This is a genomic window from Chitinivibrionales bacterium (assembly GCA_014728215.1).
In the GTDB taxonomy this organism is placed as follows: Bacteria; Fibrobacterota; Chitinivibrionia; order Chitinivibrionales; family WJKA01; genus WJKA01.
Genome location: WJLZ01000084.1, coordinates 1 through 25,091 on the forward strand (window position 1 = coordinate 1; position 25,091 = coordinate 25,091).

The window sequence follows — 25,091 nt, forward strand, 5'->3', positions numbered from 1 at the left end:
CCAGGTGTTCAAGGATTTCGCCAGGCACGTGGTCGCCCATGTCGACACCAGTATGCTGTCAACCCCGACCTTCCTCTACGGCCTGCAGCCGGGCGAGGAAATCGCAGTCGACATCGAGAAGGGCAAAACCCTGATTATCAAATTCCTCTCGGTAGGCGAACCCCACGAGGACGGCGCCCGGCTGGTGACATTCGAACTCAACGGCCACCCGAGAAGCGTCACCATCACCGACCGCTCACTCGCCGGCAATTTTCCCACCGCAGTCAAGGCCGACCCGGCAAATCCCGACCATATCGGCGCCACGATGCCCGGTATGGTGGTCAAAGTCCACGTCGAAGAAGGCACCGAGGTCTCCAAGGGACATAAACTCCTGGTGCTCGAAGCAATGAAAATGGAAACCACGATCTACGCGGAGAAGGCAGGGAAAGTGGGTCAGGTGCTGGTCAAGCCCGGGAACCAGGTGGAAACCGGAGACCTGTTGCTCTCAATAGGCTAAGAACGAGACTCAACGGACTTGCTCTCCGATGAAACTCAAAAACACGCAACAACGTACATATATGCTTATGCTTATTAAGCTCCTGCATACCGCCGTTTTTATTTTCTTCACCGTTTGTATATTTGTTGTCTTGAGATGCGGCATAACCGGAAAAAAATCAAATACAATGCCGCTCTCTTCTACAAATCGAAATGCCATTCGTCCATTCACAACCGACGATTGTACATGTACACCTGAAGGGACAAAAGAAAACCCGACCCTGTGGAAACATTGTTGTAATGCACATGACAGTGCCTATTGGCGAGGCGGTAGCTTCAATGAACGCCGCGGAGCAGATTCATTATTGGCTGAATGCCTAGCCGAAGTCGGGCAAAAAAGAAGAGGGAAAAGGTGGTACAAAGCATTATTTTTTACCGGTGCTGCCTGGTTGCCGACTCCCTGGCGGTGGGGATATGGATGGAAATATCCAAGAAGTTACCGGCGGCTCAAGAAATTGAACAAACAAAAGCTTATTGCAGACTCCACCGATACGGATGATTAGGACCTTTCTCATAAACTCTTGGCGATATTCTCCGGCAACAGTAATGGCCGGTATAGTGATATAAATTTCCAAAGGAGAAGTAATTTATAGCTCCGTCCCCTATCCATCTCAAACGATCCCGACACAACATATTATTTTGTGATACGTAGATATTCGATGTTTTGCCCTGAATTTTCCTTGTTATAGCCAAAATTTTTATGCCTATGAAAAATCCGAACGACATCCCGCTGTTGATTTTCGACGGCGCCTGTGGAACGACAATCCAGACCATGCACCTTCCCAAATCGGCATGGGAAACCCATGAAGGGTGCAATGAATTCCTCAATCTTTCGGCACCCGATGCAATCGTTGAGATGCACCGCCGGTTCCTCGACGCCGGGGCAACCGTAATCGAAACCAATTCTTTCGGCGCCAACTCGATTGTGCTCAGTGAATACAACCTCCAGGATAAAACAGAAGCGATCAACAAAGCCGCGGCACGCAATGCTCAGGAGGCTCGGAAAGAATTCCCCAAGGCGTTCATCGCCGGATCGATCGGACCGACAACCAAGCTCCCGACCCTTGGGCAAATTCCGGTTGAAACCCTGGCCGATTCGTTCAGAGTCCAGATACGATCCCTGATGGAGACCGGGGTCGATCTCCTCATCATCGAAACAGTGCAGGACCTGCTGCAATTAAAAACCGCGCTCATTACCGCTCACGAGGTCTTTCATGACCTCAATCATGAAGTACCCATCATGGCATCCATAACCGTGGAACGGACCGGTACCATGCTGATCGGCACCGAAGTTGCCGCCGTTGCAGCCACCCTCGAACCGTTCGACCTTTTTTCTCTGGGCTTGAACTGCGCCACCGGTCCCGATCTTATGGCATCTCATCTCCACCTGCTCAGCAACACCATGCAATGCCGGATCTCCTGCATTCCCAATGCGGGAATTCCCGAAACAAAGGGCGACCAGGTGATCTATCCCCTCCAGCCTCAGCCTTTTGCCGATTACCTTAAAGAGTATATCGAAGAATACGGGGTGAGTATTGTGGGCGGATGCTGCGGGACTACTCCCGATCATATCAGGGCGCTGGCGCAGACAGTCAACAACGTGGTCCCGGGAAAGCGAAAACCCGAAAGTAAACCCGCAGTCAGCAGTGGCTTTGTTGCTGCTGAAATTCAACAGGATATCCCCCCCTTCCTTATTGGAGAACGAACCAACGTCAACGGGTCCAAAAAGTTCCGGGAGCTGATTCTTGCCGATGATTTTGACGGTGCTCTTGCGATCGGTCTGCAGCAGCAGGAAAACGGCGCTCATGCGGTCGATCTCTGCACCGCCTATGCGGGACGGGATGAACAGAAGGACCTGACCACCATGGTAAAACTCTTCGCCCAGTCGGTGAAAGCACCGCTGGTTGTGGATTCCACCCAGGCTGAATGTATCGAATCCTCCCTGAAAAACTACCCCGGCCGCTGTATTGTCAATTCGATCAATCTGGAAGACGGTGGTAAAAACCTCGAAAAAGTCTGCACGCTGGTAAAAAAATACGGCGCAGCGGTCATTGCCCTCACGATCAATGAAAAGGGCATGGCAATGACTATTGAAGACAAAGTCGAGACAGCCAAAGCGATATACCGTCTTGCGGTGGAAAAGCACGGGCTCCGCCCCGAAGACCTGCTTTTTGATGTTCTCACCTTTACCATCGGCTCGGGTGACACAACCCTGCAAGACGCTGCCTATAACACCATTGAAGCGATCAGAAAAGTCAAAGAGAAATTGCCCGGCGTCTCCACCAGCCTGGGTGTCAGTAATATTTCATTTGGTCTTCTGCGTCAATCACGGAAATTTCTCAACTCGGTATTCCTTCATGAAGCAATAGAAGCCGGACTCGATGCGGCGATTATCGATCCCGCAAAAGTTATTCCCCTGGCCCGAATGGATGAAGAGGACCGCAGGGTCTGTATGGATCTCATTTACAACAGAAAAAGCGACGAAGTACCGTCACCGCTGGAACAGTTTATCAATCATTTCAGCGAAGCGGCTCAGGATGAAAGTGAAGAGAAAGACTCCGGTAAAGAGGTTATTCCCGAAGTAGCGCTTGCCGATAAAATTATGAAAGGCGATAAAAACGGCATCGAAGACCTCCTTTCAATTCTTATGGGACGGATGACACCTGTTTCCATTGTCAATACTCATCTTGTACCCGCCATGCGTCGCGTGGGAGAAATGTTCGGACGGGGTGAAATGCTCCTCCCCTTTGTACTCAAATCCGCGGAGACAATGAAAGCATGTGTGAAATACCTTGAGCCTTTTATGGAGAGTACAGAGCAGGAATCAAGCGTAAAAGTCCTTCTTGCCACAGTGCAGGGCGATGTGCACGATATCGGTAAGAACCTGGTCGATATAATCCTTTCCAATAACGGCTATAAGGTTTTCAATATCGGCACCAAGGTTCCGGCCGAGGTGATTATTGAAAAGGCAAAGGAGCATGACGTCGATGTTATCGGCCTGAGCGGCCTTCTGGTCAAATCGGCCCTGGTCATGCGAGACAACATGGAACAGTTTCAGGAAGCCGGTCTGACTGCCCCCATTCTTTTAGGAGGTGCGGCGCTTACAAAGAAATTCGTGGCCGAATCCTGCGTTCCAAACTACACCGCACCGGTGGTGTACTGTTCCGATGCCTTTGCCGGATTGACTGCGCTCCAGCAGATTGAAGAAGGAACGCTCAAACCAACCACAGTGGAAGTCGCCTCCGAATCTAAAAAGATGAAACCCGGGGCAAAAAATGAACACATTCGTCGTGACGTAAAGATCCCTTCCCCGCCCTTTCGTGGGACAAAAGTGATCGCCGATATCAATACCGAGACGCTGCTGGAGTATATCAATACCCAGGCCCTTTTCAGAGGACGGTGGGGGTATCGACGAGGTTCCATGTCGGCTGAAGAGTATAAAAAAATGATCGAGGAGAAAGTTGCCCCTCTCTATGAATCGCTCAGGAAACGGCTTATCGATGAAAAACTGGCCCGGCCTGCTGTTTCTTACGGCTATTTCAATTGCAATTCAAAGGGTGATTCACTCGAGATACAATCGAACGGCAAAAACTATGAACTCACCTTTCCCCGTCAGGCCGATCCGCCACACCTGTGTATCGCCGATTATTTTAAGCCGGCCGGAGAGGGAACCGATGTTGTAGGCTTCTTTGTGGTAACCATGGGACCGGCAATCTCCGAGGCCACCAAAGAACTCTATGAATCCGATCAGTACCACGACTACCTTATGCTCCATGCCTTAAGCGTGGAGCTTACCGATGCCCTTGCCGAATACTGGCATGAGGTGATGCGTACCGAAATGGGAATCAATACGCAAAAACCGAACGATATTCTCGGCTATGCTGTCCAGGATTATCAGGGATCTCGATACGGATTCGGCTATCCTTCATGCCCCGATCTCGAAGCACACAAGGTTGTGTTCGAACTTCTGGAGCCGGAAAATATTGGAGTAGAATTAACCGAAAACATGGAGATGGTACCCGAGCAGTCAACCTCTGCGTTAGTGGCCCATCATCCGCAAGCCAAATATTTTGCAGTATGAAACGATATATCTGTACACAATGCGGTTATATTTATGATCCCGCCAAAGGCGATCCGATGAATAGTATCCCCCCGGGAACTTCCTTTGAAGACCTTCCGGAGGACTGGGTCTGCCCGATGTGTTATTCCGGCAAAAATGCATTCGACATGCTCGATTAATTGCGCCTGTGCCGTAAAAATACGTTGGCTCGATTGTAAATAAAACATCCACATACCGGGAGAAGAAATGAAAAATATCATCGACAGAATGAAAGAGAAACCTCTTCTGTTCGACGGTGCGACTGGGACTATGTTGTATCAACGGGGCGTGTTTATCAATACCTGTTATGATGAGTTATGCCTGACAAAAAAAGACATTGTAAAAAGCATTCATGAAGAATACGTTGCGGCCGGGGCGGAGGTCATCGAAACCAATTCATTCGGGGCAAATCGAATAAAGCTCGGAAGTTTCGGACTTGTCGAGAATGTCGATGCGATCAATCGCGCTGCAGCATCCTGTGCCCGTAAAGCAGCAGGAGACACGGTTTATGTAGCCGGGTCGGTTGGTCCCTGTACCAAGGCACCCGAGGCATTTCCCGCTTCTAAATATGAAGCGGTCAAAGAGGCATTCAAAGAACAGATCGAAAGCCTTACAAGAGCCGGAGTCGACTGCATTCTTTTTGAAACCTTTTCAAAGGAAGATGAGCTGAGACTGGCGATTGAAGCAGCCGCCGAAATTTCGATTCCCATCATCGCCTCCTTTACGGTAGGAACAAACAAAAAGACGGCATTCGGGACGCCGATGATTGCCATGGTCTCGATGCTTCAGGAAAACAAACACGTGGATGCAATTGGAATCAATTGCGGTACCGGTCCTGCTGAAGCCCTTTCGGCACTTGAGCAGATTGTGAAACAGACCGACAAACCGGTTGTTGTCATGCCGAATGCGGGATACCCTCGTGAAGTTGACGGTCGTTTACTGTATCTGACTAATCCCGAGTATTTTTCCGAATATGCCAAGCGTTTCATCCAGGTCGGTGCCAGGGGAATCGGCGGCTGCTGTGGGACAACTCCCGGGCATATTGCAGCGATGACCCGCACAGTGAAAAATATCGACGGGATTAAGACCTATGCTACAGTAAAGAAGGCAGTAGAGCCGGCACCTGATATCGAAATAATACCGCCGAAAAATAAATCCCGTCTTGCGGCACGATTACTCGCAGGCAAAAAAGTAACATCGGTTGAGTTACTCCCCCCCCGTTCAATCGATATGTCAACCATGATCGAAAAGTCCCGTGCTTGCGCCCGCGCTGGTGTGGATGCCATCAATATCCCCGACGGACCCCGGGCAAGTTTGCGCATCTCCCCTATGATCGCTGCAATGACCATCGCCAAAGAAGCCGGTATCGAACCGGTACTCCATTACTGCTGCCGCGACAGAAATCTCATCGGCATGCAGGCCGATATTTTAGGCGGATACGCAGCCGGGGTTGCCAATTTCCTGATTATCACCGGTGATCCACCCAAGCTGGGAGCCTATCCCGATGCAACAGGTGTCTTTGATGTCGATTCTATCGGCCTCACCCAGGCTGTCACAAATTTAAACCGGGGTATCGATATCGGCGGTAGTTCTGTTACCCCACCCACCGGTATCTTTATTGGCGTAGGCGCCAACCCCTGTTCACTCGATATGGAACGGGAAATCGAACGGTATCATCTCAAAATCAAAGCTGGAGCCGAGTTTGCAATTACTCAGCCGGTGTTTGATATTGATGCTCTCAACCAGTTCCTTGACAGGGTAAACAAATTCGAAAAGAAAATCCCGATCATTGCAGGAATATGGCCGCTGATAAGCTATCGTAACGCCGAATTTATGAACAATGAAGTTCCTGGTGTTGTTGTTCCCGAACCGATTTTAGACCGTATGCGCGCATGTACGAAAAAGGAAGAGGGAATCGAGGAAGGAATCACTATCTGCCGTGAGTTGATCGACCGGATAAAAGATCGGGTAGACGGCTTTCAGGTAAGCGCACCCTTTGGTAAAGTAGAAATTGCGCTCCGGGTCCTCGAGAGCATTCTGTAAGATAATTGATCTTCTACTGTCCACGAAAAAGTCTGGATTTCAGCCTCCGCGGAATTCTTCAAGCCGTTTAATGTGTTGCCGTTCATCACCGGCAAGTTTCATAAGCGTCGCTCGTACTGAAGGTATTTTGGCATCCCTTGCGAGTGAAGAATAAAATGCGGAAGTCTGCCGTTCGTGCTCAATAGCATCCTGAATGAGGCCCTCAGTTGTTTCACGATCTGTGGTTATTCGAGATGGGGTTATCTCCGCCGGTTTTATCGGAACCTCCTTAACTTCGGGATGTTTTCCGCTCAATTGCCGAATATGGGCAATATGTTTTTCTTCCTCCCGGGCAAGGTCCAGAAAGAGTTCTCTGAGATCGGCATTACCCTGGCGCTGGGCCAGAAGGTGATAATCTCCAGCCGATGCTTCCTCGAATTGAGCAGCGGCATCAAGAATAATAGAACTCAGCACCCCGGCTTTCGGCATTACTCCTTCTGCAGCCGTCTCTTCTGCCCGGGCCTGAAAGGCATTGGCAAGCAGTATAATTCCAAAGACAATAAACAACACGGCCGCGCCACCTTTGAGATAATGAATCGGCACGGCTTTTTGCAAAAAGGAGCCTGTAGCTACGGCGATTAAAGTTGCCAGAACCAGGGCAGACGCTGCGCCAGCAAAGACTGAAAGAGGCGATTTGGAACCTGCCGATGCGGCAAAGGATGCCAACTGCGTTTTGTCGCCAAGCTCCGCAAGAAAAATAAGCGAAAAAGTGCTGAAAAATAATTTCATGTCCATATACAGATCCTTCACCACGTTCAAAAAGACTTTTCTGAACAGATACTATTTAAGAACTTCGTTCATAGACCCGGTCCGATATCCTCTGCAATCGATTGCAGCATAAACAAATCCCGCATCCCGACATAGGCTGTCGATTTTTTCTCTCAGTGACCAGGCTTTATCCATGTCGGAAGCTGCAATTTCTATTCGCGCGAGATTCTCATGACTCCGCACCCTGAACTGGGTAAACCCCAGCGCGCGAATTTCCTCTTCTGCCTTCCCGACCCTTTCCAATTTCTTTTTCGTGATTGTTTCTCCATAGGGAAAGCGGGAAGCCAGGCATGCATAGGACGGCTTATCGGCGGTTGCCAGTCCCAGGCTGCGGGATAAAGTGCGAATATCATCCTTTGACAAACCAGCGTCGCAAAGGGGAGATTTGACGCCTCTTTCGGCTAAAGCCTTTCTCCCCGGACGAAAATCATGAACATCATCGGCATTACTGCCGTCAAAAACTACCTCATATCCCTCTGCCTTTGCTATATGCCCGATAACATCGAAAAGCTCCCCCTTGCAGTAATAGCAGCGGTCGGGAGGATTGTTGGTAAATCCCGGTATGTCGAGCTCTTCGGAAACAATGATGCGCTGTTGCAGACCCAGGTTCCGGGCAAGGGCCTTGGATTCTTCCAGCTCAAAATGGGGATAGGTCGACGATGTTGCGGTAATCAGTAGAATATTGTCACCAAGGACATCACCGGCCACCTTTGCCAGAAAGGTACTGTCAACGCCCCCGGAAAAAGCTACTACCGCACTACTGTAAGAGGATATTATCTTCTTTAACTGCTCAAACTTATCTGTGTTCATTTCTGCAGTGCGCCTTTTCATCGGTAAAAATCGTACATAAATATCTGTTTCAGATACTCACAGTATTAAAAATATATCATTCACTAACCTTGACAATTCTATTGCCGGCAGGAATAAAAAAGTTGCTGCATGCCTCCGTGCATGCAGCAACCACTCAGAAAGGAAAAGTGCTTTACGTTGGCGGGATTAACTATTAACATCAATTATCATGCCGGCATTGTAATGCCGCTTCTCAGTGATTAATACCGCGAATCGATTTTACTGAATTCGGCATCCTCAACCCATTGTTTGGGATTTCGTACCATTCTTATGATCTCCTCAACAATTCGCACATGTTTTTTTTCTTCACCAATAATAAAACCAAGTACATCTCTGGCATCCGAAGCTTTTACCTTTTCCAGTGCATCCTTGTAATATTGCACACTCTTCTTTTCCAGGCCCAGAGCTTTTTTATAGGCGTTTTCGGAATCATTAATAACTGCCGATTCACTGAATTTCGCCGATATTGCCTCAAAAGCCTTTCTGGCATTCCCGAGAATATCCTCTTCTGAGCCGCCATTTGCCGGATGTTTCTTTGAAATTTCATCGAAAAGATTATAGTGACGGCTCTCTTCATCGGCCATCTGATTAAATACCCCCTTCAATTCGGGCACGGATGTCTCTTGGGCGAGTGTGACATAATAATCACGACCTTCCCGCTCCAGACTCTTTGCAAAATCCCAGATTTCATTCATAGAAGACCCTTTCGTAAGCTAACATTTGTTACCGTGTAAATTTCTATTAAGCGCCTTTCATTGCCGATTCGATGCCCTTACTGAAATCGGTGGGAACAGTGGTAATACGCGCAGCAAGGTCCCGGTCGATCATCATGAGCGCCTGAGCATTATCACCCGCTACCTTCAGCATACCGATGATGTCATTATCATTTTCCTCTTCTTCAACCTGCTCCGTAACATACCATTGCAGAAAAATCTGTGTGGCATGGTCTTTCTCCTGTATAGCAAGCTCAATCAGATCGTTAAAACACCGGGTAATGAACTGCTCGTGCTTCAAGGTGGCCTGAAACATGTCCATCGGGGATTTCCAACTTGACGGCGGTTCTTTGATCGCCTGAAGCTTGGCGCTTCCTCCCTGGCGCTGGATGTATTCATACAGTTTCATCGCATGAAGCATCTCCTCGTGATACTGCACCATAAACCAGTTGCCAAAACCCTTGAGCCCCTGATCGGTGGAATGAGCAGACATCGCCATATACAAATAGGCAGAGTACATCTCATTATTGATCTGACCATTCAACGCCTCTACCATTTTATCACTCAACATAGAAACTCCTTTGAAGTAAGTTTAAAAAATATTCCGACAAAAATTATTTGCAATATATATGCCATTAAAAACACTCCTCGGAAGGCACTTTGTCAGCCATCCTTCTGTCGCTTAAGGTATTCTTCATACGAGTCAAGATAGCGGTCTTTGCCGGGCACGACAAGAAAACGAAGCTCTGCCCGGCGTCCACCGATATGAGCGCCGCCCATATATATTTTATCGCCATTCACATGCCTGTCGGCGATACGGTGAACCGTTGATGCCCGCTCCGATGCATCATCCCAGGCTTTCTGCATCACCTGCTGTACACTGTCGTTTCCCAATCGATTAATGTTCGATATCGCCCAGGTAAGGTGCCACACGTTGAAATCTTCTTTTAAGCTGTCGATATAGTCAAAGTAAAGATCTGATACTTTCTGTGCCTGATCGGAACCGAAAAACTGGTCTCGCACCGCCCAGAGAGGAAGCACACAACCCCATCCGCCTTTCTCCATCTCGCTCCGGGCAACTTTTAACGTCTGATCGATATCGATCCCCCCGATTATTACATCTCTCCGCTCATGGGTAAAATACCAAAGACAACTGCTATGAAGAAGCAGAAGAACCAGTGCTCCACAGGCTACATTCGATTTCATATTTTTCTCCTTAACGGCATTCTCCAGTCAAGCAGAGAAACCCGAATCTTTCAACGTAATATCACTTAAAAGGGTTGGAAAGTGTATTGAAATTAGAAGCTCAGAACGTATTACTATACACTTGTGCCCCTAATCTAACCCTTTTTTTCTTTTCGAGCCAGATCAAATTTCTGCCCGGCAAAATCCCAGTTAACTAATTTATCGAACCAGGCATCGATATAGTTTTCCTTTTCATTTTGATAATCCATATAATACGCATGCTCCCAGACATCAATCGTTACAAGCGGAATCTGCTTATCCAGCAAGGCATTGTCGTGATAGGTGGTCCTGCTGACGAGTAATTCGTCTCCATCGTAAGCAAGCCATACCCATCCACTGCCGGGCATCATTGCCTTCTTTACAAATTCCCTTCTGAAAGCATCAAAGCTTCCAAAAGATTCGTCTATTTTTTTACCAAGATTCCCTTCAAGCTTCCCACCGCCACCGGGTTTCATGCTTTTCCAGTATAAATCATGATTCCATGCCAGGAGTGCCATATAAAAGGTGGCTTCCTCAATACCCTTAATGCTCCCATGGGTTTTAAGAATGATTTCAGACAGGGGAATGTCTGCATATTCAGTCCCCTTTATCTGTTTTGAAACCAGATCATAATAGCCTTTATGATGCTTGATATAATGCAAATCCACCGTTTTCTTACTGATATACGGCTCCAGCGCATCCAGCGCATAGGGCAGTGACGGTTGGACTAACCCTTTCTTTTCTTGGGCAGCAAATGTTTTCTGAGGATTAAAAAATGAAGTGGCGGCAATACCTGCTGCGCCGATGGCGATTCTTTTTGCAAAATCTCTTCGATCAATACCACGGGACCCATATTCATCCATACACAAAGCTCCTTTAAAGGTTATATTTGGCATACAATGCCCATAAAGGGACTAACCAAATATATAAATATACTTCGGAGGATGCAATTATCGTGCCAAATTGCCCCAAATTGAGCCAAAATAACCAGGCATGCAAATTGCAGTGATAGTTTTTAAGAAATTTAAAAAACAGACAATCCCAGGTGGAGAGAAAACAGTATGAATTCCCGTGAAATTTGGAAAGAACTTGAAATAATAATCGATCAGGCAAAAACTGCAGTTCTGGCAACAGCCGATAAAAAAGGCAGGCCCCACATGCGATGGGTCACGCCAGCGATTGTCGACAACCGCTTCGGATCGATTTTCATGATCACTTCACCGGGATTTGCCAAGGTCAACCATATTCTGGCAATGCCGGAAGTTGAGTGGTTGTTTCAGACAACAAATCTGGACACGATTATCTCCATAAACGGAACAATGAAGATTAATCGCAACGCTTCATTGAATTCCGAAATTCGTGAAATCGTATCAACACGGCTTGGAACATTCTGGAAACTAAACAAAGATCCACACGATACGGTGGTACTTGAAACGATGGTAACCAATTCCATGCTTTTCAAACCGCTCCAAGGAACCAAAGATATTATTACCTTTTGAAGAAAAATTGCGCTATGGCTTTATCACGAAAGAAAAACAAAGAATCAAATAAGCGGTTGTCATTAAAACTTTTTCGGACGATGCTTCTGATCCGCCGTTTCGAAGAACGGGCATCACAGATGTACGGTATCAGGAAAATCGGTGGCTTTTGTCATTTGTATATCGGTCAGGAGGCTGTTGCTGCAGGCTCAATTACATCACTGGATCTAACAAAAGACTATGTTGTTTCCGCCTATCGCGATCACGGCCAGGCCCTTGCTTGTGGTCTCTCTCCCGACGAATTGATGGCCGAACTTTTCGGAAAAAAAACCGGGTGCAGCAAAGGAAAAGGCGGTTCAATGCACTTTTTCAGCGCCGAGAAACACATGTTGGGCGGTAACGGCATTGTCGGGAGCCAGATTCCGGTTGCCACCGGAGTTGCCCTGAAACTCAAATACAAGAAAGAACCGGGTGTCGTACTCTGTTTTTTCGGTGACGGCGCCATTCATCAGGGAGCATTCCATGAAAGCCTGAATCTCGCAAAGATCTGGGACCTCCCGATTGTCTACATTTGCGAAAATAATCAGTATGGGATGGGCACCGATTTCAAGCGGGTATCATCGGTGACCGAGCTCTCTATTACCAGTTCGGCCTACGGCATAGCGGGAGAACAGGTTGATGGCATGGATGTTATGAAAGTATATGACGCCGTTTCTCGAAAAACAGCAACAGCGCGAAACGATCATGTTCCCGGCTTTCTGGAAATAAAAACGTATCGATATAAAGGCCATTCCATGAGTGACCCTGCAACCTATCGCACAAAGGAAGAGGTTGCCGCTTATAAGGAACAGGATCCGATTCTTCTTCTTAAAGTCCAGATGATCAAAAACAGAGAAATAACCGAAGAAAAGTATAAAAAACTCGATAACGAAATAAAGGAGATTTGCCGGAATGCCGTATCTTTTGCCGAGGGGAGCGAAGAGCCGCTAGTTGAATCACTGTACAAAGACATAATTGCATGAAAGAGGAATACCGATGGCGGAGAAAAGCATGCGTGAAGCATTGAGGATGGCTATGGATGAAGAGATGGCTCGGGATAAAAACATCATTCTTCTCGGCGAAGAAGTAGCACAGTACAACGGCGCCTATAAAGTCAGCCAGGGCTTGCTTGACAAGTACGGCCCCGAACGGGTAATTGATACTCCCATTTCCGAGGAAGGATTTACTGGTGTCGGTGTTGGTGCTGCCATGGCAGGCCTTCGGCCGATTGTTGAATGGATGACGTTCAACTTCGCTCTCATGGCAATCGATCAGATCTACAGCAACGCATCGAAAATGCGATACATGTCGGGCGGGCAGTTCGGGGTACCGGCAGTTTTTCGCGGTCCCAACGGTCCTGCAGAATATCTTGCCGCACAACACTCACAGGCTTTACAGTCGATATATGCCCATGTTCCCGGCCTGAAGGTTGTTTCACCTTCAACACCCTATGATGCCAAAGGTATGCTGAAAAGTGCGATCAGGGACGATAATCCGGTGATCTTTATGGAAGCCGAATTGATGTATGGGTGGAAAGGTGAAGTCCCCGACAAAGAGTATCTTATCCCTTTTGGTGAAGCTGCGGTAAAACAAAAAGGAAATGATGTCACCCTTCTCGGATTTTCCAAACCCATGAGTGTGATTCTTGAGGCGGCAGGGGAACTGACAAAAGAGGGCATCAATGCGGAAGTTATTGACTTGCGGTCATTGCGACCCCTTGATGAGCATTCGATTTATGCCTCGGTTCGTAAAACAAATCGTTGTGTGATTATCGATGAAGCCTGGCCCTTTGCGAGCGTGGGTTCCCATATCGGATGGCTCATTTCAAAAAACTGTTTTGATTTTCTCGATGCCCCGGTCGAACTGGTATCATCAGAGGATGTCCCCATGCCCTATAACCATACTCTCGAGCTCGCAGCACAGCCATCGGCAGAAAAAATTATCCGTGCAGCGCGGAGAACGCTCTATAGAGAATAAAGGAAAACTATTATGGCCGAAACACTTGTCATGCTTGCCTTGTCCCCAACCATGGAATCGGGTAAAATTGCTCAATGGAGTAAAAAGGAAGGCGATCCGATAGAAAGCGGAGATGTCCTTTGTCAGGTCGAAACCGATAAAACAACGATGGATTATGAATCAACCTCAGAGGGAGCACTGCTGAAAATTATCGCTCCGGAAGGCAGTGAGGTCAATGTCGGCGACAACATTGCGATTATCGGAGAAAAGGGGGAGGATATTTCGGAACTGCCTTCTGAGACCGTGCAACCGGAGTCGGAAAAAAAGGAGATCGCCGAACCGGAGCAGGCAACTCACCAAAAGAACCCCCAAGAAAAATCCATTTTGACAGCGCAACCGGCTGAGTCTGAAGGGAATTTTCCCAGAGGAGTACCGGTATCGCCCCTGGCCCGTAAAATGGCGGCCGATAAAGGGATAGATTTGCACTCGGTTAAGGGAAGCGGCCCCCGGGGTCGTATTGTCAAAAAGGATGTCGAGGGATATTCCCCGCCGCAGCCAAACCTCCATGCGCCGCCACGTGGCGCGGCATTACGTGATGAAATCATACCGGTATCGGAAAAACGGCGGGTTATTGCGCAGCGACTCTCGAATTCCTTCTATTCCGCTCCCCACTACTCTCTCTCGGTCGAAGTTGTCCTTGAAACCCTTCTTTCGGCACGGACACGAATCAACAAAAGCTCAGGGGAGAAAATCTCCCTCAATGCCTTTATTGTCAAATTTACCGCTCAGACGCTGGTTAATCACCCCATGGTAAACTCATCATGGGAATATGAAACAATCCATAGATACGGTACTGTTGATATAGCACTGGCGGTCGCTCAACCCGACGGTCTCATTACCCCGGTGGTCCACGACTGTGAAACCAAAGGAATCAGACAAATCGATCATGACCTCAAAGAGCTTATCGGTAAGGCCCGGGAAAACCGTCTTGCCCCCGAAGAATATTCCGGTGGTACCTTTACCATAAGTAATCTCGGCTCAATGGGCATACGGGAATTCACCGCCATCATCAATCCTCCCCAGGCCGCGATTCTGGCCGTGGGTGAAATCGTGAAGAAACCGCTGGTCGATGAAAACAATGACCTGGCGGTTCATAACACAATGATGCTGACACTGTCCTGTGATCACAGAATTCTCGACGGGGCGGTCAGTGCGGCCTTTTTGAGTGATCTAAAGAAGTTTCTGGAATACCCGATAGAAGCGCTTCTGTAACAAGGATTAAAACTATGAACGAAAAATATGATCTAATCGTAATCGGCGCAGGCCCGGGCGGCTATGTCGGCGCGATCAGAGCAGCCCAACGGGGATTGAAAGCCGCGGTCATTGAAAAGGACAAACCCGGCGGCGTATGCCTGAATATCGGCTGTATCCCATCAAAATCGCTTATTCACGAATCCAATAATTTCCGGCTGATACCATCATTGAAAGAGCTGGGGGTGAAAATCGATGCAGAAGAATTTGACTACAGGAAAGTATTTGAACGATCACGGAAAGCCGCCGACACCCTTTCAAAGGGAGTCGATTATTTGCTTAAGAAAAATGGCATAGAACTCATCAAGGGAATAGCCACACTGAAAGATTCTTCAACGGTCCTGATTGACGGCGACAGGGAACTGACCGCGCGAAACATCCTCCTTGCAACCGGCTCCCATCCCCGGCAGATCCCCGGCTTTGAATTCGATCACAAGCAGATACTTTCTTCCGATGATGCCCTCATGCTGACAAAGCTTCCGAAATCGATCTGTATCCTCGGCGGTGGGGCGATCGGTGTGGAGTTTGCACATATATTCAATGCATTCGGGGTCGACGTTCATATCGTTGAAATGCTCGGGCACCTGGTCCCATTGGAAGACGATGACATTGCCGCCGAATTGCAGAAAAGTTTTTCAAAAAGAGGGATACATATTCATACATTATCGAAAGCAACAACCCTGAAAAAAACAAAGACCCGTTGCAAAATAACCATTGAAAATGTCGAAAAAAATCAGGAAACCCTCTCGGTCGATCAGGTACTGGTTGTTGTCGGCCGCGTACCCAACACCGGAAAACTGGGACTCGAAAACAGCGGGATTCAAACCGACAAAGGATTCATCCCTGTTGGTGATTATTATCAAACTTGTTCAACAGGAGTATTTGCAGTCGGCGATGTTGTCGCATCGCCCATGCTTGCCCATGTGGCATCGAAGGAGGCCCAAATTGCGGTAGAATTTATGGCTGGCGACAATCCACAAAAATGGCTTGACAGCAATCATATCCCATCAGCGGTATACTGCGAACCACAAATCGCAAGCTTCGGACTCACCGAAAAACAGGCAAAAGAATCCGGCATTCCCTTCAAAAAAGCGACGTTTCCTTATCGGGGAGTCGGTAAATCGGTTGCAGTAGGCAGTCCTGAAGGCATGGTGAAAATTATTTTTGATGATAAATACAAAGAAATACTGGGATGTCATCTTGTGGGCGCAGACGCGACTGAGATTATTCACGAACTTTTACTTGCTAAAAAATCGGAACTGCTTCCCGAAGACATCGCATCCATGGTGCATGCCCATCCTACACTCTCAGAAGCAGTGATGGAATCCATGCGCGCGGTTGAGGGATGGGCGGTGCACGTGTAGGGATTGAAAAACAACGAGAACGATTAAGATGGACGAATGATTTTACAATATTCTGGATAAATAATATATTTATGAACTCTCTTGGATTGCATTACACCCGGTTTGATCCGGTTAAGATTATTAGTTTAAAGAAGTTATAAATTACTGTGAAGTTTCCAAAAAAAGTTCAGTTTCTCAGGCAGAAAAATATGTTACGAGTGCTTTATGCACTCGCTCCTGTGGCACTGATTTCGGTGTATTTCTACGGATGGCGATTTGCCGCTATGATCGCCGTTGCAGGTGCTGCGGGATTTGTTACCGAATGGATCATGGCCCAGCGGCGAAACGGCAAGGTAAGTTATGCCTGTTTTGTAACGACAAGCATACTGGCAATTTCACTGACTCCTACAACGCCTTTCTGGATTATCATAATCGCTTCGGTTATTGCCATACTTTTCGGTAAGGAAGTTTTCGGGGGATTTGGAAAAAATGTTTTTAATCCGGCGATTGTCGGCCGTGCCTTTGTTTTTGTCTCTTTTCCCATCGAAATAACATCACGGTATGTCCCCGTATTCCGGGGTTTTCCCGGTGGATTTGCACAATGGAGCTGGTTAACACAGGAGAGAGCGCCTCAATACCTGCGGCAGGCGGGTCTTTCACTTGCCGATGCGGTCAGTGCGGCAACACCCATGTGGGCTCGTCGTGACCTCGATTACGTCACATCAATAAAAGACCTGTTTCTGGGTACGATAGGTGGCGCTTTTCAAAGTGATGGTTCCTGGAATGCCCTTTCCTCAGGATCGGGTGGAGAATTATCCGCGCTGATCATTCTCTTTGCAGGTATTTATCTCGTCTGGACCAAAACCGCCCAGTGGCGTCTGATTGTGGCAACCTGGTGCGGTGCAATAGCCATGAACATCCTGTTACGGCATATTCTGGGCATTGAGGCTGCACCAACGATCCCTTTCACCCTCTTTTCCGGTGCACTGATGTACGGTAGTGTCTATATGGTTACCGATCCGGTAAGCGCACCCAAAATACCGCTGTCGCAGTGGATCTACGGTCTTTTTATCGGTTCGATGGTTGTCTTTTTCAGGGCCAAGGCAATTTTTACCGGAGGAGTATTGTTCTCGATTCTTCTGGGCAACATGCTGTCGCCATCACTTGACATGTGGTTCAAACGCATTCGGGCCATGCGTGCATCGAAAGCAAAGGAGAAACCGGCATGAAGAAATCCTCACCGGCATATATCCTTCTGTTTATCGTTGCTATTTCGGCCATCTTCGGGTTTGGTGTTTCGATGGTACACTACAGCACCGAAGATCTGCTTGAACGTAATCTGGCACTTCATCGTAACCGGACTATCGCCCGGGCCTTCGATCTCGATGTGACCGGTGATTCTCCCCAGGATTATCTGCAGACTGTGGAGCGTAACGTTGAGGACACTACGATGGTTATAAACAATCGGAAATGGGAAATTTTCTTTGCAAAAGACGGGGAAGGTGAAGTCGGTTTCATCTTTTCCGGTATGGGTTTCTGGGACAGAATCACCGGTATTCTGGTACTTTCATCCGGTTTACAAACTATCAAGGATATTAAATTTTTGTCTCAAAAAGAGACACCCGGCTTAGGTGCTCGAATTGAAGAGCAATCCTTTACAAAACAATTTGAAGATTTACCGGTAGATTGGGATACACCTCAGGAGAGATATATTATCATTGGCCCCGGTAATGGTGCCAATAGTGTCGATGCAATCACCGGTGCAACACAGACATCGCTGGCTCTGATGAAGATGCTCAACAACGAGCTGCATTTATTCAGAAATGCTTATAAAGAAATCGCGAAGGCACAAAGAAGCAGATAATGTTCATGAAAAATAAGAACACAAGACAATTATGGCGGACACCCCTAAATTAGTATTCTTTAAAGGCATCTGGAGAGAAAACCCGATCTATCGGCAGGTGTTGGGCATTTGCTCTGCCCTGGCGGTGACTAATCTGCTGGCCAATACGCTTTTCATGTGCGGCGGAGTGATATTTACACTCGCATTATCGAGCTTTACCATATCGCTGCTGCGTAATCTCATACCGAAACGTATTCGTATGATTGTGCAGGTACTTATTATCGCATCCTATGTAATGATGGTTGACATAACAATTCGCGCCGTTGCGCCGGATATCCATCGTTTTATCGGCCCCTATGTCGGACTTATCATTACCAATTGTATAATTATGGGACGAGCCGAGGCCTTTGCAAGTCAGAATAAGCCCTTTTTATCATTTTTTGATGGGATCGCTTCCGGACTGGGATACTCGTTTGTATTGATCGCAATTGCTCTGGTCAGAGAACCGCTGGGATTCGGAACGCTCCTGGGAATGGAACTTCCGGCAAAAACCCTTTGGTGGCACCAGTGGACAATCATGGTCATGCCGCCAGGAGCTTTTTTCATGCTGGCGATTATCACCTGGCTGGCACGGTATCTTTCGATGGAAAAATCTGATTGATCAATTTAATATAAAGGATTTCTTTCGATGGAACATATAAGCAGTAACATATTTCTTTCCATGCTCCTGATATTCACTTCAGCAGCCTTTACCGACAACATCCTTCTGGCCAGATTCCTTGGAATGTGCTCCTGCCTGGGCGTATCGAAAAAAGTCGACACCAGTATCGGCCTGGGATTTGCAGTGATATTTGTGACAGCCAGTACTGCGGCGATCAATTATCTGGTCTATGCATACGTGCTTTTGCCGCTCGGTCTGGGCTATTTGCGATTGATCACCTTTATCGTGATTATTGCTGCCTTTGTTCAGTTTGTCGAGATGGTAATCGAACGTGTTTCCGAGCGGCTCTATAATGCACTCGGTATCTTTTTGCCGCTGATAACGGTCAATTGTGCAATTTTAGGAATTTCTCTTTTCATGTTGAATAAACCCTACGGATTTCTCCAGACCTTTGCATTCGGTGCAGGTGGCGGATTCGGGTGGTTTCTGGCAATTACGCTCATCGGCGGTATTCGTGAAAAGATAAATGAGAGCGCACTCCCCAAAGGCCTTGAAGGCCCGGGGATAACGCTCATTATTATAGGAATAATGTCGCTGGCCTTTGTGGGTTTTTCGGGAATGATAAAAATATAGAACTACGATGCTGATATCAATTCTTATTTCGATTGCCTTTCTGTCCGGAATGGGCTTGATTCTTGCCGGTTTATTGATAATGGCCGAAAAGAAGATACTCAATTACGGCCCCTGCACAATATCAATCAACGACGGCGATAAGGAACTGACAGTCCAGGGAGGATCATCGCTGCTGTCCCTGCTTGCGGAGAACAACATATTCATCCCTTCGGCATGCGGCGGCCGCGGAAGCTGCGCTTATTGTAAAGTTGCCGTCGAGGAAGGCGGGGGAGTTATCGGCCCTGTCGAAAAGCCCTATCTTGGCCCTGAAGAACGAAAAAACAATATCCGGCTGTCATGTCAGGTTAAAGTTAAAAATGATCTGAAAATCAAAATTCCCAAAGAGCTTTTTTCCGTTAAAAAATTTACCGGGACACTGTTACATAAAAAGCCGCTCACCGACGATATTGTTGAGTTGCGAATCCAGCTTATCGAACCGCAGGAGATCGATTTCACCGCAGGCCAGTATATTCAGCTGGAATCCAGAGAATACAAAGGAAACGATTCGGTCATGCGCGCCTATTCGATATCATCACCACCCTCCGATAAAAATCACATCGAACTGGATATCCGCCTTGTGCCGGGCGGTATCTGTACCACCTGGGTATTCGAGCACCTCCAGGAGGGAGACAAAGTCAGTTTCAGCGGCCCCTACGGTGAGTTCAGGCTGTCGAATGCCGAGGGACCCATCATCTGTATTGCCGGAGGAAGCGGCATGGCGCCCATATGGAGCATAATCAGAGACATGATGGAAAAGGGTATCACCCGGCCTACTCACTACTTTTTCGGCGCCCTTACTCAAAATGATCTCTTCTATTACAAAGATTTAAAGAAAATCGATGATGATAATCCCTGGTTTACCTATACACCGTCCTTGTCGCGGGAACCGGAAGGCTCCGACTGGAACGGTGAACGGGGACTTATCACCGATACCGTTGCTCGTCATTACCCCGACACATCAAAACACGAAGCGTATCTTTGCGGATCTCCCGGTATGATCGACGCCTGTGTGAAAACTTTGACAAAGGGCGGCATGCCGGAAGAAAATATCTATTATGATAAGTTTGCATAAAAGGATGGTGTATTTATGAAACAATCTCCGTCAAACGGCGAACTTCACGAAAGATTAGGCCCCTCCCCGTTCTCTTCAGGAGGATTTCTTGGTCATGACACACGGCCGGTCGATGAAATTATCAATGATGATGCCCGTGTGCTGGAGTCGCTTGATATTACACAGGAACAGCTGGCCGATGCGCTCACCGGTGCCTTCGAAAAAACACGCGAAGGCCTTGGTGCTGAAGTCGAACTTTTCCCGAATGTAGTTGGCAAATTTTATGAATCCATGGGAAGAATTCCCTCACCTTTTCGTGGTGAAGGCGTTTTTGAAAAAGGTGAAGCTGTTGTTACCGACACGACCACCAATGAAAAAATCATAATTTCACGCCTCTCAATTAATCTCATCAGAAAACACTGCTTTTTTCAGGGAAAAGGATCACGCTTTCGTATTGAACCGAAAAAAGCAGTTTCAATTCTTCGACTGAAATAGCTATTGAACAAAGAAGTGTTTTGTGATATTCTCAATATTAAACATCAATTCTTCATCTCCATTCTCTTATCCCAAACAGGCATTAAAAAGGAACTTGAATCCCCATTTTGTAACCCATCAGGTGCAATCTTCGAATACCGGCCGGCACAAATATTTGACATTCGAGGACAAGTGTTTACCAGCATAAAACAGAGAAGCATTCCCGGAGACGGCTCCTATTTAATGGTCATCAAATCCTCTAATTCGGAACCGATGATTCGGGTAACGGATTAATATGAAAATTCATCCCATACATATCCTCGGATCCAATGCCTATATCATTGAAACTGAAAATGAGCTCTATCTCATCGATGCCGGGTATCCGGGGTTTGAGAAAAGGATACTGAAAAAAGTCCATTCCCTCGAAAAAAAACTGCGACTGATCATTCTGACCCATGCTCATTTCGACCACTATAAAAGCGCCGCAGCGATGCGGAAAGCAACAGGAGCGCTTATCGGAATCCATTCATTGGATGCCGATTATTTGTGCCAGGGTACGACGCCCCTGGACTCAGTCAGTATTCTCGGGCTTTTTGGGAAACTAATATTACCGCTTGCAGAAAAGATCACCAAGCCGCCACCTACTCCTCCCGATATACTCTTTGAAGATAACGATTCACTCGATAAATACGGACTTGACGCAAAGATCATTCATACTCCGGGACATACAAGTAAAATTATTCGAAGACAAAAGGTAGAAAAAATTCCCCTTACCATCAATGAATAGTTCGTTTTACTTCCATCTATCCATTTTAGCTATGTTCCTCGAACCGCTTCCGGATATAAGCAAAAAAAATGGCCAAAGCATAAGCCCCGGCCCTCTTGAATGAGAAAATTTTGTTATTGCCTGTATACTACATTTTTGCAGGAATCCAGCTTTTAACAACATCCTCATTAGCAGTCATCCATTCCCGGGCAACCGCTTCGATATCTTCTTCAGAATTCTCAATCTTGAGCATCAGGTCAGCAAGCTTTTCATCGCTGAGTTTCATATTTTTGAGGAATGCAGCAAGCTCGGGTTTGTCTTCGGCGATTTTCTTTCGACCAAAAATATGAATACTTCCCTCTTTCCACATGACCTTATTTTCATCCTGTTTCAGGAATTTCAAATCCCACCGTCCGAATTTCCAATGAGGGCGCCATCCGGTTACAACGACCCATTCTTGATTATCGACAGCCTTTTTGAGTGCCGCGGTCATTGCAGGTCCACTGGATGATACAAGTTTCAGATCAAGATCATATTCTTCAATGACCTTTTCGGTGGTTTTCATGATACCGGCGCCGGCATCGATACCGATTATCTGATTATCGAATTCCTCTTTATGTTCGTTAAGCTGAGAAATGCTGTCGATTGTTACATACGAAGGAACGACCAGTCCGCTCTGAGTGCCTTCATAGACAACGCCCAGATCGACTACATCTTCCTTATATTTCTCAACATAATCCTTATGAAGAACCGGGAGCCAGGTTTCCATAAATGCATCCTTATCTCCCTGGGCGATGGAGGTATATGCCGGGCCGACATCAGCGGCAGTAATGTTAACGGTATACCCCATTTTGTCTTCAAGAACTACCTTTGCAAGATGGGTATAGGCAACGCCTTCGGCCCAGTTTACATACACCAGTTCGGCTTTCTTGCTTTCCTGCTTTTGTGCGCCGCTGCACCCGGGTATGGTTGCACAGAGAAGTGCGGCAATACCAGCAACTGCTGCGAATCCTGCTATGTGACTGAATGGTTTCATAGAAACATCCTTTCGGAAAAGAGTTAAAAGTTTTGTTATTTCTTACTGTTTTTTTTCATTGCACCCAATGCCTGCGTTACCCGGTCGAGGTAAATCGCAAGAATCACAATTGAGATGCCACTTTCGAATCCCAGCCCGATATTCAACTGGGTAATGCCCTTGAGTACTTCATTCCCGAGCCCTCCAGCGCCAATCATCCCGGCGATAACCACCATCGACAATGCCAGCATTATCGTCTGATTAACTCCGGCCATGATCGTCGGCATTGCGACCGGAAGTTCTGCCTTGAGCAGCGTCTGCTGGGTTGTCGAACCAAAGGCCTGTGCCGCTTCCTTTATTTCCTCAGATACCTGCCGTATACCAAGATTGGTAAACCGCACAACTGGAGGTAATGCAAAGATTAGCGTGGCAATTACTCCCGGCACCTCTCCCAATTGGAAAAAGAGCACCGCGGGTATGAGATAAACAAAGGCCGGCAGGGTTTGCATAAAATCAAGAATGGGCCTGACAATCTTTTCTACAGCATTACTCTGAGAAGCCCATACACCAACAGGAAAACCGATAATAAGGGCAATGGCTACCGAGGTAATAACCAGAGCGAGAGTCTCCATGGTCACTTCCCAGAACCCCATGAGCGATATGAGTGCGAAACCAATAAGAGAAAAAATCGCCACGTTTTTGCCTGCAATCCACCAGGCAAGAGCAACCAAAATGGCAATCATTACCGGTGGATATACCAAAATCAGAGCGTTCTTGAATACGAACAGCACGCCGCTTATCGCTGCACCGATAATATCAAAAAAGGGATCGAAATTATTGGTCATCCAATTAATAATGTTTTCAAACGTCTTTCCTATTGGTAATTCAACCATTGGCGTTTTCCTCCTTTTGGGCGGCAGGGGATGCGTTTACCTGTACCACGGGATTTTCTTTGAGAAGCATTGGTTTGTTTTCGGCGCCGCTTTCCCGCTTGACCTCGGCCATAATTGCGCTTCTACTGACAATACCGACAAGATGATTATCTTCATTCAGAACAGCTATCGGATATTTAGTCATCAACGCTGTGCCGATCAGATCCGAAATCAATGTTTCGGTCCTGGCAACAAATACATCTTCATTAATGCACGATTGCAGATTCTTTTCCCCGTCTTCAACGCATTTGATCGCATTGTCGATAGTGACAAGTCCCTTGAGGCGTCTTTCCCCGTCGGTAACATAGATGGTCGATACATCATATTTTTCCATTCGACGGATAGCGACCTGAGGACCTTCACGGGGAATGGTAATAGTAGGTGCACTGCGCATAATCTTATTTGCCGTGATTACCTTTGTTCGATCGATATTCTGCACAAAGGCACTCACATATTCATCGGCGGGATTACTCAAAATGTCTTCAGGCGTACCGATCTGAACAATAGCACCATCCCGCATAATAGCGATTCGGTCGCCAAGTTTGAGCGCCTCGTCAAGATCATGGGTAATGAAAACGATTGTTTTATGCATACGGGCCTGCAGCTCGAGCAACTCATCCTGCATTTGCGCACGAATGAGCGGGTCAAGTGCGCTGAAAGCCTCATCCATGAGAAGAATCTCGGCATCATTGGCAAGGGCCCGTGCCAGTCCTACCCGCTGTTTCATACCACCACTCAACTCACCGGGCATGCTGTTTTCGTAACCATCAAGACCAACGAGTTTCAAGGCTTCCCTGGCCCGTCTCCGCCGTTCTTCACGACCGATACCACTTATCTCCAGGCCGTATTCGGTGTTGCCGATGACCGTGCGATGAGGCAACAGGGCAAAATGCTGAAAAACCATCGACACTTTGGATCGTCGCAGGTGTAAAAGTTTTTCATGAGACATTTTGGTAATATCATCCCCATGAATAACAACCTGTCCCCGGGTTGCATCGATAATCCGATTCAGGCACCGCAACACGGTCGATTTTCCGCTTCCGGACAACCCCATAATAACAAAGACCTCACCTTTCTCTATTGCAAATGAGGCGTCGTTAATACCGATGGCACAGCCGGTTTTGGCATGAATCTGCTGTTTGTCCAGCCCCTTTTTCAAAAGCCCGAAAACCCGTCCTGCATTGGGACCGAAAATCTTAAAAAGATTTTTAACTTCAAGTACACTCATAGTTTTTTCCTTTAAAGGTCCTATGTTATATATGAAAGATAAGGGTGTATGAG

At 47.2% G+C, this 25,091-nt stretch carries 26 protein-coding genes; 17 read left to right on the forward strand and 9 right to left on the reverse strand.

Annotation, left to right across the window (positions count from 1 at the left end; all coding sequences use genetic code 11):
* The 5 genes from GF401_06035 to GF401_06055 form a co-directional block, all read left to right on the forward strand.
* Positions 1 to 496 (forward strand): pyruvate carboxylase (locus tag GF401_06035; GenBank protein ID MBD3344602.1); only part of this gene is annotated, 496 nt, incomplete at its 5' end.
* Between the two features lie 28 nt (positions 497 to 524).
* Complete coding sequence (locus GF401_06040; protein MBD3344603.1) at positions 525 to 1,037, forward strand: hypothetical protein; 513 nt, start codon at positions 525 to 527, stop codon at positions 1,035 to 1,037.
* A gap of 197 nt (positions 1,038 to 1,234) precedes the next feature.
* Positions 1,235 to 4,615, forward strand: a complete 3,381-nt coding sequence (metH, locus tag GF401_06045; GenBank protein MBD3344604.1) for a methionine synthase — start codon at positions 1,235 to 1,237, stop codon at positions 4,613 to 4,615.
* The gene (locus GF401_06050; GenBank protein ID MBD3344605.1) at positions 4,612 to 4,773 is read left to right on the forward strand and encodes a rubredoxin; all 162 of its coding nucleotides are present in this window, start codon (positions 4,612 to 4,614) and stop codon (positions 4,771 to 4,773) included. Before metH ends, GF401_06050 begins: the two co-directional genes overlap by 4 nt.
* 67 nt (positions 4,774 to 4,840) lie before the next feature.
* Positions 4,841 to 6,676 carry a bifunctional homocysteine S-methyltransferase/methylenetetrahydrofolate reductase gene (locus GF401_06055; GenBank protein ID MBD3344606.1) on the forward strand — a complete coding sequence of 612 codons (1,836 nt, stop codon included), beginning with the start codon at positions 4,841 to 4,843 and terminating at the stop codon, positions 6,674 to 6,676.
* A 39-nt stretch (positions 6,677 to 6,715) separates the two neighbouring features.
* Here the strand turns inward: GF401_06055 and GF401_06060 are convergent, their stop codons facing one another.
* The 6 genes from GF401_06060 to GF401_06085 form a co-directional block, all read right to left on the reverse strand.
* On the reverse strand, positions 6,716 to 7,450 hold the full coding sequence (locus GF401_06060; protein ID MBD3344607.1) for a hypothetical protein: 735 nt from the start codon (positions 7,448 to 7,450) through the stop codon (positions 6,716 to 6,718).
* A gap of 45 nt (positions 7,451 to 7,495) precedes the next feature.
* Complete coding sequence (gene larE, locus GF401_06065; GenBank protein ID MBD3344608.1) at positions 7,496 to 8,293, reverse strand: ATP-dependent sacrificial sulfur transferase LarE; 798 nt, start codon at positions 8,291 to 8,293, stop codon at positions 7,496 to 7,498.
* A 239-nt stretch (positions 8,294 to 8,532) separates the two neighbouring features.
* Positions 8,533 to 9,027: a hypothetical protein gene (locus GF401_06070; protein ID MBD3344609.1), complete on the reverse strand. Its 495-nt coding sequence runs from the start codon at positions 9,025 to 9,027 to the stop codon at positions 8,533 to 8,535.
* A 46-nt stretch (positions 9,028 to 9,073) separates the two neighbouring features.
* Complete coding sequence (locus GF401_06075) at positions 9,074 to 9,616, reverse strand: ferritin (GenBank protein ID MBD3344610.1); 543 nt, start codon at positions 9,614 to 9,616, stop codon at positions 9,074 to 9,076.
* A 92-nt stretch (positions 9,617 to 9,708) separates the two neighbouring features.
* Positions 9,709 to 10,251, reverse strand: coding sequence for a hypothetical protein (locus GF401_06080; GenBank protein MBD3344611.1), 543 nt, complete (start codon positions 10,249 to 10,251; stop codon positions 9,709 to 9,711).
* Between the two features lie 134 nt (positions 10,252 to 10,385).
* On the reverse strand, positions 10,386 to 11,132 hold the full coding sequence (locus tag GF401_06085; GenBank protein ID MBD3344612.1) for a superoxide dismutase: 747 nt from the start codon (positions 11,130 to 11,132) through the stop codon (positions 10,386 to 10,388).
* A 198-nt stretch (positions 11,133 to 11,330) separates the two neighbouring features.
* On the opposite strand from GF401_06085, the gene GF401_06090 reads away from it, so the two are divergent.
* From GF401_06090 to GF401_06145, 12 genes are all read left to right on the forward strand, one after another.
* Positions 11,331 to 11,768: a pyridoxamine 5'-phosphate oxidase family protein gene (locus GF401_06090; GenBank protein ID MBD3344613.1), complete on the forward strand. Its 438-nt coding sequence runs from the start codon at positions 11,331 to 11,333 to the stop codon at positions 11,766 to 11,768.
* Between the two features lie 14 nt (positions 11,769 to 11,782).
* The gene (pdhA, locus tag GF401_06095; GenBank protein ID MBD3344614.1) at positions 11,783 to 12,769 is read left to right on the forward strand and encodes a pyruvate dehydrogenase (acetyl-transferring) E1 component subunit alpha; all 987 of its coding nucleotides are present in this window, start codon (positions 11,783 to 11,785) and stop codon (positions 12,767 to 12,769) included.
* A gap of 13 nt (positions 12,770 to 12,782) precedes the next feature.
* The gene (locus GF401_06100; GenBank protein ID MBD3344615.1) at positions 12,783 to 13,763 is read left to right on the forward strand and encodes a pyruvate dehydrogenase complex E1 component subunit beta; all 981 of its coding nucleotides are present in this window, start codon (positions 12,783 to 12,785) and stop codon (positions 13,761 to 13,763) included.
* A gap of 30 nt (positions 13,764 to 13,793) precedes the next feature.
* The gene (locus GF401_06105) at positions 13,794 to 15,014 is read left to right on the forward strand and encodes a hypothetical protein (GenBank protein ID MBD3344616.1); all 1,221 of its coding nucleotides are present in this window, start codon (positions 13,794 to 13,796) and stop codon (positions 15,012 to 15,014) included.
* A 14-nt stretch (positions 15,015 to 15,028) separates the two neighbouring features.
* The gene (gene lpdA, locus GF401_06110; GenBank protein MBD3344617.1) at positions 15,029 to 16,417 is read left to right on the forward strand and encodes a dihydrolipoyl dehydrogenase; all 1,389 of its coding nucleotides are present in this window, start codon (positions 15,029 to 15,031) and stop codon (positions 16,415 to 16,417) included.
* Positions 16,418 to 16,605: 188 nt separating this feature from the next.
* On the forward strand, positions 16,606 to 17,625 hold the full coding sequence (locus GF401_06115) for a hypothetical protein (protein MBD3344618.1): 1,020 nt from the start codon (positions 16,606 to 16,608) through the stop codon (positions 17,623 to 17,625).
* On the forward strand, positions 17,622 to 18,260 hold the full coding sequence (locus GF401_06120) for an FMN-binding protein (GenBank protein ID MBD3344619.1): 639 nt from the start codon (positions 17,622 to 17,624) through the stop codon (positions 18,258 to 18,260). Before GF401_06115 ends, GF401_06120 begins: the two co-directional genes overlap by 4 nt.
* A gap of 31 nt (positions 18,261 to 18,291) precedes the next feature.
* Positions 18,292 to 18,900 carry an electron transport complex subunit RsxE gene (gene rsxE / locus GF401_06125; GenBank protein ID MBD3344620.1) on the forward strand — a complete coding sequence of 203 codons (609 nt, stop codon included), beginning with the start codon at positions 18,292 to 18,294 and terminating at the stop codon, positions 18,898 to 18,900.
* Between the two features lie 27 nt (positions 18,901 to 18,927).
* On the forward strand, positions 18,928 to 19,533 hold the full coding sequence (locus GF401_06130) for an NADH:ubiquinone reductase (Na(+)-transporting) subunit E (protein MBD3344621.1): 606 nt from the start codon (positions 18,928 to 18,930) through the stop codon (positions 19,531 to 19,533).
* A gap of 7 nt (positions 19,534 to 19,540) precedes the next feature.
* Positions 19,541 to 20,644, forward strand: coding sequence for a 2Fe-2S iron-sulfur cluster binding domain-containing protein (locus tag GF401_06135; protein MBD3344622.1), 1,104 nt, complete (start codon positions 19,541 to 19,543; stop codon positions 20,642 to 20,644).
* Between the two features lie 15 nt (positions 20,645 to 20,659).
* A complete protein-coding gene (locus GF401_06140; protein MBD3344623.1) occupies positions 20,660 to 21,118 on the forward strand; it encodes a hypothetical protein in 459 nt (152 codons plus the stop codon).
* A gap of 274 nt (positions 21,119 to 21,392) precedes the next feature.
* Positions 21,393 to 21,884, forward strand: a complete 492-nt coding sequence (locus tag GF401_06145) for an MBL fold metallo-hydrolase (protein ID MBD3344624.1) — start codon at positions 21,393 to 21,395, stop codon at positions 21,882 to 21,884.
* Positions 21,885 to 22,011: 127 nt separating this feature from the next.
* On the opposite strand, the gene GF401_06150 is transcribed toward GF401_06145, so the two are convergent.
* The 3 genes from GF401_06150 to GF401_06160 are packed head-to-tail and all read right to left on the reverse strand — an operon-like array spanning position 22,012 to position 25,038.
* The gene (locus tag GF401_06150; protein MBD3344625.1) at positions 22,012 to 22,899 is read right to left on the reverse strand and encodes a glycine/betaine ABC transporter; all 888 of its coding nucleotides are present in this window, start codon (positions 22,897 to 22,899) and stop codon (positions 22,012 to 22,014) included.
* A gap of 35 nt (positions 22,900 to 22,934) precedes the next feature.
* The gene (locus tag GF401_06155; GenBank protein ID MBD3344626.1) at positions 22,935 to 23,771 is read right to left on the reverse strand and encodes an ABC transporter permease subunit; all 837 of its coding nucleotides are present in this window, start codon (positions 23,769 to 23,771) and stop codon (positions 22,935 to 22,937) included.
* The gene (locus tag GF401_06160) at positions 23,764 to 25,038 is read right to left on the reverse strand and encodes a betaine/proline/choline family ABC transporter ATP-binding protein (protein ID MBD3344627.1); all 1,275 of its coding nucleotides are present in this window, start codon (positions 25,036 to 25,038) and stop codon (positions 23,764 to 23,766) included. The genes GF401_06155 and GF401_06160 overlap by 8 nt, the downstream gene beginning before the upstream one ends.
* Positions 25,039 to 25,091 lie beyond the last annotated feature (53 nt).